This window comes from Luteimonas gilva (assembly GCF_005239095.1).
In the GTDB taxonomy this organism is placed as follows: Bacteria; Pseudomonadota; Gammaproteobacteria; order Xanthomonadales; family Xanthomonadaceae; genus Luteimonas_C; species Luteimonas_C gilva.
This window is the reverse complement of the sequence record NZ_SZUA01000001.1, coordinates 1,184,148-1,198,770: the sequence shown is the minus strand read 5'-3', so window position 1 is coordinate 1,198,770 and position 14,623 is coordinate 1,184,148. Positions and strand designations below refer to the sequence as shown.

Here is a 14,623-nt window from a genome sequence, read left to right as displayed (position 1 = left end):
CGACGGAACATGTGGGTGAAAGGCGCCCCTCTGTCCTTTTGCCTGAGAGTTTGGCAACGCGGGGGGAGGATCGCGTTGCTTGCCCCTTCGGCGCCGGATTGAACCGGTCTCTCCAGAGTGTGTGCACGCGGCGGTTACGGGGCCTGAGCGATTACGGGCGTTGCGCCTTCGGCAGCGGCCTTGCCGGTGCCGGCCGGCCGCTTCTCCCACCACGTGCTGCGGCGCCATTGTAGCCCGGGTGGAGGCCGCAGGCCGATACCCGGGGCTCTTTCTCCCGGAGATACGCCCTTTTCCGAGGCATGCGGCCCGTTTCGAGGCATGGCGCCCCCCGGGGTATCGGCCTGCGGCCTCCACCCGGGCTACGCATGCGGGCCGGTTAAGATCGCTCGATCGCCTCGTGGAGTCTCCAATGTCCGCCGTGCCCTTCGAAGTCCAGCAGATCGACCACATCGTCTTGCGGGTCAGCGACAGCGCCGCGATGGAGGCGTTCTATCGCGACGTACTGGGCTGCGGCGTCGAGCGCCGCCAGGAGGCGATCGGCATGGTCCAGTTGCGCGCCGGCCGTTCGCTGATCGACCTGGTGGATGTGGACGGCAAGCTCGGCCGCATGGGCGGCGCGGCGCCCGGTGCGGAGGGACGCAACGTCGATCATCTGTGCTTGCGCGTGGAACCGTTCGACCGCGACGCGATCGTCGCCCACCTGCAGACGCACGGCGTCCGCATCGGCGATTTCGGTTCGCGCTACGGCGCGGAGGGGCAGGGACCATCGCAATACCTGTTCGATCCGGAAGGCAATATGGTCGAGTTGAAAGGTCCGCCGGATTAATCGCAGCGCCGATGCCCTTGCTGTTTCCCCTTTGAAAAAGGGGGAGGAACAGCAAAAAGCCGCTATCGCCGTAAGCGGCATGGCTTTATGCTGATGCGGTGAACGACCCGAAACCTCCGCACGACACGGCCTCGGCGACGACGATTTCCCTGCGCGTGCTGGCCTTGCTGCTCGGCGGCCTGGCGATGTTCGGCCCGTTCTCGATCGACACCATCTTCCCGGCGTTCGAGCACATCGGCGCCGAGCTCGGCGCCGACAAGGTGGCGATGCAGCAGACGATCAGCGTCTACCTGCTCGCGTATGCGGCGATGAGCGTGGTGCACGGCCCGCTGTCGGACGCGATCGGCCGGCGCAAGGTGATCCTGGGCGGCCTGGTCGTGTTCGCGTTCGCTTCGGCCGGTTGCGCGCTGGCGCGCGATTTGCCGACTTTGCTCGCCTTCCGCGCGTTGCAGGGCTTGTCGGCGGGCGTCGGCTTGATCGTCGGGCGCGCATTGATCCGCGACGTGCTGCACGGCCACGACGCGCAGCGCTTGATGAGCCAGGTGTCGATGATCTTCGGCATCGCGCCGGCGATCGCGCCGATCATCGGCGGCTGGATCCTCGGCTGGAGCCATTGGTCGGGCATCTTTTGGTTCTTGGTCGGCTTCGCCGTGCTGCTGTTGCTGGCGGTGTGGTTCGCGTTGCCGGAAACGCATCCGCCCGAGGCGCGTTTGTCGCTGGCGCCGCGGCGTTTGCTGCGCGACTACTGGGCGATCTTCGTCAATCCGCGTTTCCAGCGCTTGGCCGCGTCGGGTGCGTTCAATTTCGGCGCGTTGTTCCTCTACATCGCCTCGGCGCCGGCGTTCGTAATGGACCTGCTGAAACTCAACGAGCGCCAGTTCGCCTGGTTCTTCGTGCCGATGATCGGCGGCATGATGCTCGGCGCGTACACCTCCGGGCGCAGCGCCGGCAAGATCAGCGGCGCGCGCCTGGCCAATACGGGCTTCCTGTTCTGCGGGCTCGGCGCTTTGGCGAACGTGCTCTACAACCTGTTCGTGCCGACGCCATCGGTGCCGTGGGCGGTGTTGCCGATGGCGATCGGCTCGTTCGGCATCGCGCTCGTGTTCCCGATCCTGACCCTGGCCGTGCTCGACATGTATCCGCGCCAGCGCGGTTCGGCTTCGTCGTTGCAGGCGTTCACTAGCTTGGTGATGAACGCGATCGTGGCCGGCGTGCTGTCGCCGTTGTTGAGCCATCGCGGCATCCACCTGGCCTTGGGCGGGGCGGCGTTCAGCCTGATCGCATGGTTGTTCTGGCGCTGGGAAAACCGGCCCGGACGCCGCTTGCCAGGCGCGCAGCCCGAAGCGGCCGCGTTGGAGCCCACGCAACTGTAGCCCGGGTAAGCAGCGCACCCGGGAGCCGCCGCGACGTGACCCCGGGGTGCGCTGCGCTTACCCGGGCTACTAATTTCTGAGGAAGCCGAAAAGCAGTCGAGCAAGCTCGACTCTACGGAGCGGCAGCGCGCGCGCGTTGCCGCCAAAGATGCATGATCCAACCGGCGGCCAGCAGCCCGGCGCCCCAGATCAAGGCTTCGCGGCCGGTGCCGACCAGCGCATAGGCCGCGTACAGCAAGGCGAGCGCCGCTACGATCTTGCCGCCTTCGCCGCGCCGCAACCATGCGGCGCTGCTGACCACGAACGGCAGCAACGAGGCGGCGGTCGACAACAGGATCGAGAAGGTGAACAGCTGCACTAAGGAACGCGTGTAGTTCGACACCACCAGCACGCTGGCCAGCAGACTGCTGATCACCACGCCGAACGCCGGCGTGCCGCCGGCGTCCAATTGCGCGAAGCGCGCTGGCAGCACGCCGTCGCGCGCGGCGGCTAGCGGGATCTGGCCGGACAGCAACACCCAGCCGTTCAGCGCGCCGAAGCACGACACCATCGCGACGATCGCCACGCCGATCGCCGCGCCGGACCCCCACAACGCGTGCGCGGCTTCGGCCATCGGCGCGGCCGAATCCTTCAAGCGTTCGGCCGGCAGCAGGCCGAGCACGGCGGTGCAGGTCAGGATCGTGGCGACGCCGGCCAGCAGCGTGCCGATCACGGTCGCGCGCGGGATCGTGCGCTTGGCGTCTTCGATCGATCCCGCCGGGATCGTGGCCGCTTCCAAGCCGAGGAAAGCCCATAGGGTCAAGGCCACGGTCGCCTGGATCGCGCCGGGCAGCGTTTCGTCGGACGCGAGTCGCGGCATCGACAAATGCTGCGCGTCCACGTACCAGATCGCGACGCCGCCGAACAACAGCAGCGGCAGCAATTTGAGCAAAGTGGTTACGATTTGGGTGCGTCCGGCTTCGCGGATGCCGGCCAGGTTGATCGCCGTGCAGGCCCACAGCGCCGCCAGCGCGCAAGCCGCGCCGCGCAGCGGCGTCGAGACCAGCTTCGGGAAGATCGCGCCCAGGCTGCCGGCGAACGCCACCGCGATGGCCGCGGTCGCGCACCAGATCGAAATCCAATAGCTCCAGGCGATCAGGAAGCCGGTGGTTTCGCCGAACGCGTTGCGCGCGAAGGCATACGGGCCGCCGGTTTGCGGCCAATGCGCCGACAGCCGCGCGAAGGTCAGCGCCAGCAACAAGGCGCCGGCCAGGGTGATGCCCCATCCGATCAAACTGATGGCGCCGTACGGCGCCAGCGAGGCGGGCAGCAGGAACACGCCCGAGCCGATCATATTGCCGACGACCAGTGCGGTCGCGGCCAACAGCCCGAGCGGCTTGGCCGGGTTCATGCGCTCGCTTGCGCCTGCCGGTAAGCCCGCCGCAACAGTTCCTGGAAGTGGTGCACCGCGTTTTCGCGCAGCGGGTTCAGCCTTCCCGGCACATACGAGCCGGACGCCAAACCGCGTTGCACGTCTTCGCAGATGCCCAGGTCCTCGTGCTGCACTTCGTCGCTGAATTCCAGGTCGGCCTCGCGCTTGGCGCGCGCTTCGCCGGAATCGTCCTGTGGGTAGTAGAAATCGAATTCCACTCGGCAGCGGTCGACGCCCTTAGGCACCACCCGGTTGGTTTGCAGCCGGCCGGGTAGGATGTTGAGCGTGGTGTTCGGCCACAGCCAGTAGTACAGCGCGTCGCCGTTGCCGTACAAGCCGTCGCTGCTTTCCAGCGGGCTCCATTGCAGCGAATGCCACTGCGCGGTTTCGGTCACGTAGCTGCGGTAGTCGAGCATCCGGTTCAACTTCGGATGCACGTGCGGCACGTGGTAGCCCTCGAGGTAATTGTCGATGTAGACCTTCCAATTGCAGGCCACGTCGTAGCCGACGCGCTGGTGGTGCCCGTAATTTTCCAGTCCGCGTTCGCCGCCGATGCGGGCGTCGATGCCGGCGACCAAGTCGTCGAACGGCATCGGATCCGCGCCGGTGCAGGCGAACAGCAATCCTTGCCAGAGCCGCGTGCGCAACTGCGGCAGGCGCACGTCGGAAACTTCGAAGTTTTCGACGTTGCGCATTTCCGGCGCCGACTTCAGCACGCCGTCCAAGCCGTAGGTCCAGCCGTGGTAGCGGCAGCGCAGCGATTTGGCGGCCAGACCGTCGCATTGCGCGATCGGACCGGCGCGGTGGCGGCACACATTGTGGAAGACGCGGATGCCGCCGTCGGCGCCGCGCACGGCGATCACCGGCAAGCCGGCGAGATCGGCCACCACGTGGTCGCCCGCGTTCTGCAATTGGCAGACGTGCGCGATCAATTGCCAGCTGCGGTCGAAGATCGCATCGCGATCGGCGGCGGCCATCGCCGGATCGGCGTAGAAGCGCGCGGGCAGGGCGGTGGCGGTCGCCAGCGGCTGCGGCGCGGTTTCGGCGTGGGCCCAGGGCGGGTTCATGGCAAAAGTATGCCGCTTTTGCCCAACCCCGTCGCGCGAAAGAAAAGGCCGGCGATGCCGGCCTTTGGGATGCGCGGGCCGCAAACGCCCGTTACTGCACGCGCGCCGCCCCGCCGGGTTTGACGACTACCGACTTGGACGGCTCTTCGGTGCCGTCGGCATGCTTGATCGACACGTCGTAGTACCCCGTCGGCACCCGGCGGACCTGGAATTTGCCGTCTTCATCGATCTTGAGTTCGCGTTTGAAGCCGTTGTCGGTGCCGTAGATGGTTATGGTGTCGCCGATCTTGGCTTCGCCGATGATGGCGCCCGAACTGGACTGCGCGACCGCGCCGGCGGAAAAAAACAAGCCGACGGCCAATGCCGCGGCGGTGGATTTGATGGTCTTGCCCAATGCTCCCCTGTCCATGCGTCCGTCTCTCGTGGTTGACTGAATGCGCAGCGAAAACCGAGTGTAGGCCAGGCCTAAAACCCGGTTATACGTGCCGGAAGTCACGGTGCGACGTTGCCGCCCAAACGGGCCCGGACGGCGGGACGAATCGTAGGAAACGCAGGACGAACGAAGGCTCAGTTTCCCCCACCCGCAGGCTTGTTTTCCGCGGCAACCGTGGACGGCGCGCGCCAGCCGCATTGCTGGCCTTCGTTCTGCTGCTTCAGCCACGTTTGCAGCGGGGCGAAGTATTCGAGCATTGGCGCGGCGTCCATCTTCTGGCTGCCGGAAAGCTCTTGCAGGGTCTTCTGCCAAGGCTGGCCGGCGCCCTTGCCGAGCATGGCCCAGAACTTTTCGCCCGCGGCTTTGTTGCCGTAGAAGCTGCATTCGTACAGCGGGCCCTTGTAGCCCGACGCATCGCACAGCGCCTTGTAGAACTGGAACTGCAGCACATGCGACAAAAAGTAACGCGTGTACGGCGTGTTGCCCGGCACATGGTACTTGGCGCCCGGATCGAAGAACTCTTCGCCGCGCGCAGTCGCCGGCGCCACGCCCTGGTATTTGGCCTTCAGGTCCCACCAGGCCTTGTTGTACTGGTCGGGTTTGATCGATCCATCGAACACGCCCCAGCGCCAGCGGTCGATCATCAGCCCGAACGGGAGGAAGGCCACCTTCGCCAGCGCCATCCGCATCTGAGAATTGATCAGCGCTTCCTGGCTCTGCTGCTGGACGCCGACCAGGCCGATCGAGTTCAGGTATTTCGGCGTCATCGACAGCACGATGGTGTCGCCGATCGCTTCGTGGAAACCGTCGTTGGCGCCGGTCTGGAACAGCGGCGGCAGCTTGTTGTAGGCCAGGTAGTAATAGACGTGGCCCAGCTCGTGGTAGATGGTGGTGAAATCTTCCTCGTTGGGCTTGGTGCACATCTTGGTGCGCACGTCGCCGGCCATGTTCATGTCCCAGGCGCTGGCGTGGCAGACCACGTCGCGGTCGCGCGGTTTGATGAACTGGGTCTTCTGCCAATAGCTTTCCGGCAGCTTGGGCATGCCCAACGAGACGTAGAAGTCCTGGGCGCGTTCGGTCATCTGCTTGGCGATGTCCAGTTGCGCGCCGTGTTCGAGCTCGACTTGCTCTTCCGGTTCGGGTTCGTTCGGGAACTGGCGCTGCCGCTCGCGATAGTCTTCCAGATACTGATTTTGCAGCGCGCCGGTGATGTCCAGGCTGCCCGCTTGCGCTTCGCCGTAGGGCGCCAGCAGATCCCACAGATTGCCCCAGTCCTGCTGCCACAAATTGCCCATCAGATGCGCGGGCAGCAGGCCGCCGGCGACCTCGCCCTTGTCCTTGCCGTATTTCGCATCGAGCTTGGTGCGGGCATAGCAATGCAGCTGTTCGTACAACGGTTTGACCTGGCTCCACAGCCGATCGGTTTCCGCGGCGATCTCGGCCGGCGCCATGTCGTAGCCCGAGCGCCACATCTCGCCGGCGTCGGCGTAGCCCATGTCGCGCGCGCCTTCGTTGGCCAGCTCGGCGAAACGCACGTAATCCTTGCGCATCGGCGCAGCGATCGAATGCCAACCCTGCCAGGCATCGAGTTGTTCGTCGTAGTCGCGGCTCTTGCGCAGCACTTCCTCCAAGTCGCCGATCTGGCGGCAGTTCTTCTCGCCGCCTTCGCCTTTGCAATACGTGCCGGCGCCGTACATGCCTTCCAGCTTCGTGGCGATCTTGGTCAGCTCTTCCAGCTTGGCCGGATCGCGCGGCGGCGGCATCGAAGTCTGCTGTTTCAGCAGCTGGATGGCGCGCGCGGTCTCGGGCGACATCTTCTGGCCTTCGAAGCGCTTGGCTTGCTCGATCCAGCTATTCAGCTGGCTCAACCAGCGTTCGTTGGATTTCGACGCCAGCAGTTGGCTGTCGTCGTTGATATAGGTGTTGGAAAGCCACTGCGCCGCGCTCAATTCCGGGTACGACTTGCGGTACTCGTCGTTGACCCGGGCGATGAACTGGTCGGCCGTCTCGCCTTCCTGTGCGGCTTGCGCGGGCGACGTGCCCGCATCCGTCGCGGGCGACGGCGATTTCTTGCAGGCGGCGAGCGGCAACAGGCAAGCGGCGACGGCCAGCGCGAGCAGGGCTTGGCGATGGTTCACGGCGGTTTTCCCCATGTGACGTGAACGCGCAGGCTAGTGCGCGCGGGGCGGGGCCGCAAGTTTCACCGTGCCGCCACGCGTTGCGAGCGATATTCGGGGCGAAGTCTTCGTCCGCGGCGAAAGCCGATCGGCCGATCGGCGGGGGAGGTCGGCGCGGACGCAGCCATGGCCATCCGCAGAGGAGTCCCCGATGCCCAGCAAGACGACCCGAAAACGCGCTGCGAAAGACAAACGCGAAGGCAAGTCGCCCAGCACCCAAGCGGGCGAATACGTCCATGAGGAAATCGAGCATGTGCGCGAAGGCAAGCACGGCGCGCGCTCGGCCAAGCAGGCGATCGCGATCGGCCTGTCGAAGGCCCGCCGCGCCGGCGTGAAGGTGCCGGCCAAGAAAGGCGCGAAGAAAGCCACCCGCAAGAAAGCGGCGCAGGACAGCGCCGCGGCGAAGAAGCGCAAGGCGCCATCGAAGAAACGCTCGACCGCCACCAAGAAAGCCCTGAAGCGCGAAGGCCGCAGCGCGGCTTCGAAGACGGCGTTGTCGCGGCAGGCGCGCGCCGCGGCGAAAAAGCGCCCGGCCGCCAGCCGTTCGGCCGCCGCCAAGAAAGCCGCACGGACCAAGGGCGCGAAGGCGCGGTCGGCGGCCGCGAAGAAGGCGGCACGCACGCGCAAGCGCAATAGCTGACGGTTGGGCTTTGTGGAGCGAGGCTTGCTCCGCTGCTCTCGCGCATCGGTTTTCGCAACCAGGGGCAGCGGAGCAAGCTCCGCTCTACACAAGCAACGGCCAAAGCAGCGGGGCAAGCCCCGCTCTACAAAGATAAAGCCGCTTCAACGAGGCGCCAGGCGGCGGTCGGCAGTAGCCAAGCCGCGCGCGATCAGCCAGGACCAGGCGGTTTCGGCGTCTTGGCGAACATAAGCGCTGGCGCTGCCGAGGCGGAAGGTGTAACCCCAGACATCCATATCGGCGAGCACGCGTTCGCCGCCGACGCCGGGCAAAGCGTCGCCGAGCAGCGATTGCAATACGCAGACCGCGTCTTCTTCTTCGATCGAATCGGTGGCGTCGGTGTGCACCTGCTCGCGGCGTTCGGGCGGCAGCACGATCAGGTGCGCGGCTTCGTGCAGCAGCGAATGCACCGGCGTGTCGCCGCGGGCGTAGACGGTCGCTCCGATCAGGCCAGCTTCCGGTTCGCCCCAATAGCTGCCGGGGATCGGCGCGCCGTCGGCGACGCGTTCGAGTTTCAGGCCGTAGCGGGCGAGCAGGGCGGCGGCATCGGCGAACGCGATGTCTTGCAGGCGCATGACATCTGTTGCGGGTGCGGCTTTTGTGGGAGCGGCTTCGGCCGCGAGCTTTTCCATGACGACGATGTGCGGACAAGAGCTCGCGGCTGAAGCCGCTCCCACAAGAAAGATCAAGCAGCCGAAGCGCGTTCGTCCGGCAGCGCCACCGAGATGTCGAGGATGTCGTGATCGCCTTCCTTGACCACGTCTACCTTGACCGCTTCGGCGTCGATGCTGACGTATTTGCGGATCACTTCCAACAGCTCCTGGCGCAGCAGCGGCAGGTAGTCGCGGCCGCCGAGCGTGCTGCGTTCCTGCGCGATGATGATGCGCAGGCGGTCCTTGGCGATGGAGGCGGTGTTCTTCTTGGCTTTCAGGAAATCGAAGAGTCCCATGCTCAGCCTCCGAAGAGCTTGCTGAAGAAGCCCTTCTTCTCGAACTGGGTGAAGCGCATGGGTCTGCTTTCGCCCATCAGCCGCGCGACCGCGTCGTCGTAGGCCTGGCCGGCCGGCGATTCCATGTCGAGGATCACCGGTTCGCCCTTGTTGGAGGCGTTGAGCACGTCGGGCGATTCGGGGATCACGCCGACCGTCTTCAGTCCCAGGACTTCCTCGACGTCGGTCACCGACAGCATTTCGCCGCCTTCCACGCGCGCCGGGCTGTAGCGGGTGAGCAGCAGGTGTTCCTTGACGCGCTCGCCGGCTTCGGCGCGGCGGGTCTTGCTCGCCAGCAGGCCGAGGATGCGATCGGAATCGCGCACCGAGGACACTTCGGGATTCACCACGACCACCGCCTGGTCGGCGAAATACATCGCCAGGAACGCGCCCTTTTCGATGCCGGCCGGCGAATCGCAGACGATGTATTCGAAGCCGTCGGCCGCCAAATCGTCGAGCACCTTCTGCACGCCTTCCTTGGTCAGCGCGTCCTTGTCGCGGGTCTGCGACGCGGCCAGCACGTGCAGGTTGTCGAAGCGCTTGTCCTTGATCAGCGCCTGCTTCAGCGTCGCCTCGCCTTGGATCACGTTGACGAAGTCGTACACCACGCGCCGCTCGCAGCCCATGATCAGGTCCAGGTTGCGCAAACCGACGTCGAAGTCGATCACGGCGACCCGCTTGCCGTGCCGCGCCAGGCCGCAGGCCAGGCTGGCGCTGGTCGTGGTCTTGCCGACGCCGCCCTTGCCCGATGTGACTACGATGATTTCGGCCAAAATGATTTCTCCTTTGATGCGCTAGTCGAGCGCGGCGATGTTGAGCTGCTCGTTCTCGAGCCAGATCTGCGCGGGCTTGCCGCGCAATTCCTTGGGAATGTCTTCCAACACCTTGTAGTGGCCGGCGACGGCGACCAGTTCGGCGTGGAATTCGCGGCAGAAAATGCGCGCCTTCTCGTTGCCTTGCGCGCCGGCGAGCGCGCGCCCGCGCAAGGCGCCGTAGATGTGGATCGAACCGTCGGCCAGCACTTCGGCGCCGGCGCCGACGGTGGACAGGACGGTCAGGTCGCGGTTGTCGGCGTAGATCTGCTGGCCCGAGCGCACCGGCGCGGTCTGGATGAGGCCCGGCTGGCCGCCGTGGGCGACGGGCGCTGCGGGAGCCGCTTTTGTGGGAGGGGGGGCTTCAGCCCCGACGACAGGCTCGCTGCGTGCTGTCGGGGCTGAAGCCCCTCCCACAACAGTCGAGCCACCCGCAGGTTCGTACTGGGCGCGGAACTTGGCCAACAGCGGCAATCCGATCTCGACGGCGAGCTTTTCGTTGTCGCTGCTGCCGTAAGCCAAGGCCACGGGAATGACGCCGGCTTCGCGCAGCGCATCGATCAGCGCGCGCGCGGTGGCCGCGTCCGGGGTCTGGGCCAGGCCGCCGAAATCGACGATGACCGCGGCGCGTTCGAACAGTTTGGGCGCGCGCTGCACGCGTTCGCGCATTTCCTGCGCGAGCTGCGCGACGTCGAGCGTGCGCACGCGCAGGTTGGCGATGCCGACCTGGCCGATCTTCAGTTCGCCGGCCTGGGAGTAGTCGATCTGCGCGACCGCCATGTCAGGTGCCCGTCGGCCGTTGTTCGGTGCGGGCGGCGCGGCGCGCGTGGCCGGCCCAGGGCAAGTCGGGCAGGGCGTCGCCGTAGGTGTCGCGCACCCAAGCGTAGCTGCAAAGTTCTTTCATCAGCATGCTGGCGCGCACGTCGACGCCGGGCATGACGTGCTGGCCGACTTCGCGGAAGCCGAAGCTGCCGTGGAAGAGCAGGGCCGGATCGGCGCCGTGGTCCAGGAACACCTCGCAAGCCAATTGCGGGCAACGCAGCTCGGCGTAGCTCTGCACGTCGGCGTACAGCGCGCGGCCGACGCCGCCGCCGCGGCGGCGGCTGGCGACCACGATGCGGTCGATGTAGAAAAACTTCGGAAAACGTTCGCGGAACCAGGCGAAGTTGCTGCTGTCGTGGTCCGCTTCGGAGCCGAAGCCGACCAGGAAACCGGCCAGGTTGCCGTCGCGTTCGGCGACGCGGAAATATTCGGCGGAGTCGTAGAACTGCCGCAGCTTGGCCGCATCGAGCGGCAGGATGGCGGGGCCGGCGGCGTTGTTGAGGGCAAGGACGGAATCCAGCTCGTGCTCGCGCACGTCGCGGACAGCAATCGACATTCCTGACTCCGTTGGTTCTTCGTTCGCGGCCGTCGGACGCAGCCTTGGGCGGATTATCGCATGGGACGCCCCGGCCCGGGGCCTTTCCCCGGTCGCCGGACATGACTTTCGGTGCGTACGGCCGGCATGGCTTGAGCCTAAGATGACGCCATGTTCGGCCGACTCAGCCATACCCGCCTGTTGCGCTACGCCGGCCTATTCACCTGGGCTTTGGTGGGCGTGCCGCTGGCTTACACCTCGTTCGTGCTGGACGGTCGCCCGGACCTCAGCCAGCCGCCCGGCATGACCTGGCAAGGCTGGCTGGCCTACGGCCTGTTCGGCCTGCTGTATTGGTGGCTTACCCGCGCGATGGACGGCCGCCGCATCCGTTCGGCGGACTACCTGCTGCTGGTGCTGCTCACGGGCTCGGCGATCGCGGTGAGCTACTACAGCTTGAGCGGCCTGGGCAGCATCCTGCTGATGGTGGTGGCCTGCGTGCTGCCGTGGCTGCTGCCGCTGTCGCTGGGCATCGCGGCGCTGCTCCTGAGCCAGTTCGCGATCGCGCCGGTGTACGTGATGGGCCAGGATTTCGACCTGGCCGCGGCGCTGATGCAATCGGTGCTCTACGCCGGCTTCTGCGGCTTCATCTTCGTCACCAGCCTGGTCGCGCGCCAGCAGGCGCAGGCCCGCGACGACCAGCGCCGCTTGAACTCCGAATTGCGCGCGACCCGGGCCCTGTTGGCCGAAAGCGCCCGGGTCAACGAGCGCACCCGCATTTCGCGCGAGCTGCACGACCTGCTGGGGCATCACCTGACCGCGCTCAGCCTGAATCTGGAAGTGGCCAGCCACCTGTCCGAAGGCAAGGCCCAGGAACACGTCCGCCAGGCGCATACGCTGGCCCGCTTGCTGCTGACCGACGTGCGCGAAGCGGTCAGCCAGTTGCGCGAGGGCGGATCCATCGACGTCGGCGCCGCGCTGCGGCCGCTGGCCGAGAACGTGCCGGCGCTGGACATCGAGATGCAGATCGACGAGCCGCTGACGATGGACGACCCGGAGCGCGCCCACGTGCTGTTGCGCTGCACCCAGGAAATCATCACCAATACCGTGCGCCACGCCAATGCCGGCAAGCTGTGGATCGGCATCCGCCGCGAGCAGGGGCGGATCTCGATCGAGGCGCGCGACGACGGCGACGGCGTCGAGACCATCCTGCCCGGCAACGGCCTGCGCGGCATGCGCGAGCGCTTGCAGCAGTATCAGGGCACGCTGCAGGTCGAATCGCGCCCGGGCCAGGGCTTCAAACTGCGTCTGTCGTTGCCCGCAAATTCCGTACAGACCATTGCCGAACAAGGAGTTGCCGCATGATCCGTGTCTGCCTGGTCGACGACCAGACCCTGGTGCGCCAGGGCATCCGTTCACTGCTGGCGCTGGCCGACGGCATCGAAGTCGTGGCCGAAGCCGCCGACGGCAAGCAGGCGGTCGAGATGATTCCGCAAATCAAGCCCGACGTCGTGCTGATGGACATGCGCATGCCGACCATGTCCGGCCTGGAAGCGCTGCAAGCCCTGTCGCGCCTCAACGCGCTGCCGCCGACCATCATCCTGACCACGTTCGACGACGATCAGCTGGTGCTGGCGGGGCTCAAGGCCGGCGCCAAGGGCTATCTGCTGAAGGACGTGTCGCTCGAGCAACTGGTCGGCGCGATCCAGACCGTGTCCGAAGGCGGCTCGCTGGTGCAGCCCGCGGTCACCCAGCGCCTGCTATCGGGGCTGGAGCACATGCGCAACGAATTCGTCAGCCTGGACCGCCCGGACCCGCTGACCGACCGCGAGACCGAGATCCTGCGGCTGATGGCCAGCGGCTTCTCCAACAAAGAGATCGCCAATTCGTTGGGCGTGGCCGAAGGCACGATCAAGAACCACGTTTCGAACATCTTGTCGAAACTCGGCGTCCGCGACCGCACCCGTGCCGTGCTCAAGGCTTTCGAGCTGCAGCTGGTCTGATCGCGCCCTGGCCAGGCTTTTTATAGGAGCGGCTTCAGCCGCGAGCTCTTTCCCACATGTCGCGGCGATCTGATGGGAGAGCTCGCGGCTGAAGCCGCTCCTATAGAAAAGCCGAAGCCGGCTGTCGCACAAGTTAAAAATTCGAAAAGCGCAGGGGCCAATCGGCCCCCTTGCGGCACAGGTATGCCGCCGGACCGCTCCGCATCTCGCCGGATCGCGGGTCTGTTTGTTAGGATGCGAAATTCTCGACCCGACCCGCGCCTGGCGCCAGCCAGCTCTGGAGAACCCTGAATGACCCGTGTTATCGAGTTGCTGATTTCGCTGGCGATCGTCGCCGTACTGTTCCTGGTGGTCGGCATCGCGCTGCCGTCCTCGCGCCATTTGGTCGAAAAAGCCGAAACCAACCGCAAGCTGACGATCGTGTTCGACACGATCAACAGCCTGCGCCGCTTCGACGATTGGAACCCGCTGCCGCTGCGCGATCCGCGCGTGCAGCTGAAGCTGTCCGGCCCCGAATCGGGCGTCGGCGCGCGCCTGGATTACGTTTCGCAAGAGAAGGGCATCGGCGAAGGCAGCTGGACCATCACCAAGAGCGTGCCCAAGAAGCTGGTCGAATACGCGGTGACCAATCCGGACCGCGGCGACAACAAGCGCTACACCTTCAAGCTCGACCCCACCGGCCGCAACAACCGCAACGTCGAAATCACCCAGTACTACGACGTCGAATACGGCTGGAACATCCTCGGCCGCTATTTCGGCCTGTACGTCAGCCGCTACATCGGCGACGACATGAAGCTCGGCCTGGGCCGCCTGACCAATATGCTGGCCACCGTGCCCAACGTCGACTACGCCGTGTCGGGCAGCAAGATGGCCGATTTGGGCGTGGTCGAACTGCCGGCGGAAGACATCCTGTTCGTGAACTCGGGCGCGATCGAGCGCAACAACGATGCGATCCAGGGTTCCATGAACGCCAACATGGAGTGGATCAAGCGCACCATGGCGGCGAACGGCCTGCAGCCGGTCGGCCCGATGCGGATCATCACCAACGAGCTGGGCCGCACCACCTACAACTTCGACATCGCCCAGGTCGTGCGCAAGGGCGGTCCGGCGCCGGCCGCCGCCGATGCGGACAAGCCCGATGCCGACGCCGCCGCTGCGGCGCCCGCCCAGCCGGAGGTCGTCGACGCCAGTGGCCAGCCCGAGCTGAAGGTCGCCCTGCAGGGACCGGTGAAGTACGTGCGTACGCCTCCGGGCCGTTTCGCCCACGCCACCTACACCGGCTACATGGCCGAGCTGGAGACGGTGCGCAACGCGATGCGCGCCTGGGCCGTGACCCAAGGCTACGAAATCACCGATCGCGCTTTCGAAAGCTACAAGAGCGGCGTGACCAATTCGTTCACCGAAAACGGCCAGTTCGACGTCTACTGGCGTTTGAAGTAAGCCGTTCCGCCGACGTTTTTCCCGCACGCGCCGCGCTACCGCGGCGCGTTGCGTTTGCGG

15 protein-coding genes and 1 riboswitch are annotated in these 14,623 nt (G+C 66.0%); of the genes, 6 read left to right on the top strand and 9 right to left on the bottom strand.

From position 1 onward, the window contains the following. Positions 1 to 20: 20 nt before the first annotated feature. Positions 21 to 126, bottom strand: a riboswitch (glycine riboswitch). Between the two features lie 283 nt (positions 127 to 409). Together FCE95_RS05640 and FCE95_RS05635 are read left to right on the top strand one after the other, a co-directional pair. After that, positions 410 to 826, top strand: coding sequence for a VOC family protein (locus FCE95_RS05640; RefSeq protein WP_137265969.1), 417 nt, complete (start codon positions 410 to 412; stop codon positions 824 to 826). 158 nt (positions 827 to 984) lie between these two features. Then, positions 985 to 2,199, top strand: coding sequence for a multidrug effflux MFS transporter (locus tag FCE95_RS05635; protein WP_189644676.1), 1,215 nt, complete (start codon positions 985 to 987; stop codon positions 2,197 to 2,199). A gap of 112 nt (positions 2,200 to 2,311) precedes the next feature. On the opposite strand, the gene FCE95_RS05630 is transcribed toward FCE95_RS05635, so the two are convergent. The 4 genes from FCE95_RS05630 to FCE95_RS05615 all read right to left on the bottom strand — a co-directional run bounded on the left by FCE95_RS05630 (position 2,312) and on the right by FCE95_RS05615 (position 7,248). Continuing rightward, the gene (locus FCE95_RS05630; RefSeq protein WP_137265968.1) at positions 2,312 to 3,589 is read right to left on the bottom strand and encodes an amino acid permease; all 1,278 of its coding nucleotides are present in this window, start codon (positions 3,587 to 3,589) and stop codon (positions 2,312 to 2,314) included. After that, positions 3,586 to 4,677, bottom strand: coding sequence for an aromatic ring-hydroxylating oxygenase subunit alpha (locus FCE95_RS05625; RefSeq protein ID WP_137265967.1), 1,092 nt, complete (start codon positions 4,675 to 4,677; stop codon positions 3,586 to 3,588). The genes FCE95_RS05630 and FCE95_RS05625 overlap by 4 nt, the downstream gene beginning before the upstream one ends. A 91-nt stretch (positions 4,678 to 4,768) precedes the next feature. Beyond that, positions 4,769 to 5,086, bottom strand: coding sequence for a carboxypeptidase-like regulatory domain-containing protein (locus FCE95_RS05620; RefSeq protein ID WP_137265966.1), 318 nt, complete (start codon positions 5,084 to 5,086; stop codon positions 4,769 to 4,771). A 158-nt stretch (positions 5,087 to 5,244) separates the two neighbouring features. Continuing rightward, positions 5,245 to 7,248, bottom strand: a complete 2,004-nt coding sequence (locus FCE95_RS05615; protein ID WP_137265965.1) for a M2 family metallopeptidase — start codon at positions 7,246 to 7,248, stop codon at positions 5,245 to 5,247. A 190-nt stretch (positions 7,249 to 7,438) separates the two neighbouring features. Between FCE95_RS05615 and FCE95_RS05610 the strand changes: the two genes are divergently transcribed. Then, positions 7,439 to 7,927, top strand: a complete 489-nt coding sequence (locus FCE95_RS05610; RefSeq protein ID WP_137265964.1) for a DUF6496 domain-containing protein — start codon at positions 7,439 to 7,441, stop codon at positions 7,925 to 7,927. Positions 7,928 to 8,070: 143 nt separating this feature from the next. Here FCE95_RS05610 and FCE95_RS05605 read toward each other — a convergent pair whose 3' ends face one another. The 5 genes from FCE95_RS05605 to FCE95_RS05585 form a co-directional block, all read right to left on the bottom strand. Next, positions 8,071 to 8,541, bottom strand: a complete 471-nt coding sequence (locus FCE95_RS05605) for a hypothetical protein (protein WP_425481283.1) — start codon at positions 8,539 to 8,541, stop codon at positions 8,071 to 8,073. A gap of 110 nt (positions 8,542 to 8,651) precedes the next feature. After that, positions 8,652 to 8,915: a cell division topological specificity factor MinE gene (gene minE, locus FCE95_RS05600; protein ID WP_137265962.1), complete on the bottom strand. Its 264-nt coding sequence runs from the start codon at positions 8,913 to 8,915 to the stop codon at positions 8,652 to 8,654. Positions 8,916 to 8,917: 2 nt separating this feature from the next. Then, the gene (gene minD / locus FCE95_RS05595; RefSeq protein WP_137265961.1) at positions 8,918 to 9,727 is read right to left on the bottom strand and encodes a septum site-determining protein MinD; all 810 of its coding nucleotides are present in this window, start codon (positions 9,725 to 9,727) and stop codon (positions 8,918 to 8,920) included. 21 nt (positions 9,728 to 9,748) lie between these two features. Further along, positions 9,749 to 10,546, bottom strand: a complete 798-nt coding sequence (minC, locus tag FCE95_RS05590; RefSeq protein WP_137265960.1) for a septum site-determining protein MinC — start codon at positions 10,544 to 10,546, stop codon at positions 9,749 to 9,751. Position 10,547: 1 nt separating this feature from the next. Continuing rightward, the gene (locus FCE95_RS05585; RefSeq protein WP_137265959.1) at positions 10,548 to 11,144 is read right to left on the bottom strand and encodes a GNAT family N-acetyltransferase; all 597 of its coding nucleotides are present in this window, start codon (positions 11,142 to 11,144) and stop codon (positions 10,548 to 10,550) included. A gap of 150 nt (positions 11,145 to 11,294) precedes the next feature. Here FCE95_RS05585 and FCE95_RS05580 point away from each other — a divergent pair, with 150 nt between their 5' ends. The 3 genes from FCE95_RS05580 (at position 11,295) to FCE95_RS05570 (ending at position 14,563) form a co-directional block, all read left to right on the top strand. Further along, the gene (locus tag FCE95_RS05580; RefSeq protein WP_137265958.1) at positions 11,295 to 12,485 is read left to right on the top strand and encodes a sensor histidine kinase; all 1,191 of its coding nucleotides are present in this window, start codon (positions 11,295 to 11,297) and stop codon (positions 12,483 to 12,485) included. Then, on the top strand, positions 12,482 to 13,123 hold the full coding sequence (locus FCE95_RS05575) for a response regulator (RefSeq protein ID WP_137265957.1): 642 nt from the start codon (positions 12,482 to 12,484) through the stop codon (positions 13,121 to 13,123). The genes FCE95_RS05580 and FCE95_RS05575 overlap by 4 nt, the downstream gene beginning before the upstream one ends. Positions 13,124 to 13,414: 291 nt before the next feature. Beyond that, entirely contained in the window at positions 13,415 to 14,563 is a 1,149-nt protein-coding gene (locus FCE95_RS05570; protein ID WP_137265956.1) for a polyketide cyclase, read from the top strand. The last annotated feature ends 60 nt before the right edge of the window (positions 14,564 to 14,623 follow it).